The following is a 388-nucleotide window of genomic DNA, read 5'->3' as shown; positions in this document are numbered from 1 at the left end:
GTTCTACGAAGGCCCCTCTCCGTCCCGGCTTCGCCGGGCCACCTCTCCCCACTGCGTGGGGCGAGGAAGCGCGCCGCCTCCTGCATTGGCTTTTCCGTCGATTTCAGGCAAACCTCGTCGCCTGTAAACCGACATGGAGAAGCGTGATGTTCCGATGGGGTGTTCTGTCGACGGCAAAGATCGGCCGCGAGCAGCTTTTGCCGGCAATCGTGGATTCGGAGAACGGCGTCCTGTCGGCGATCGCCAGCCGCGACCTGTCGAAGGCCAAGGCGCTGGGCGAGCGTTTCGGCGCCCGCCATGCTTTCGGCTCTTATGAGGAACTGCTTGCCTCCCCGGACGTCGACGGCGTCTACATCCCGCTGCCGACCTCGCAGCATGTTGAATGGAC

1 protein-coding gene is annotated in these 388 nt (G+C 63.9%); it reads left to right on the top strand.

Features of this window, described 5'->3' with window-relative positions:
* Positions 1–146: 146 nt before the first annotated feature.
* Positions 147–388 (top strand): Gfo/Idh/MocA family oxidoreductase (locus EOA24_RS41135; RefSeq protein ID WP_133375135.1); only part of this gene is annotated, 242 nt, incomplete at its 3' end.

Origin of the sequence: Mesorhizobium sp. M2A.F.Ca.ET.039.01.1.1 (genome assembly GCF_003998035.1) — a bacterium.
In the GTDB taxonomy this organism is placed as follows: domain Bacteria; phylum Pseudomonadota; class Alphaproteobacteria; order Rhizobiales; family Rhizobiaceae; genus Mesorhizobium.
Note: the sequence above shows the minus strand (reverse complement) of the source record. Positions and strands in the feature narration are given on the sequence as shown.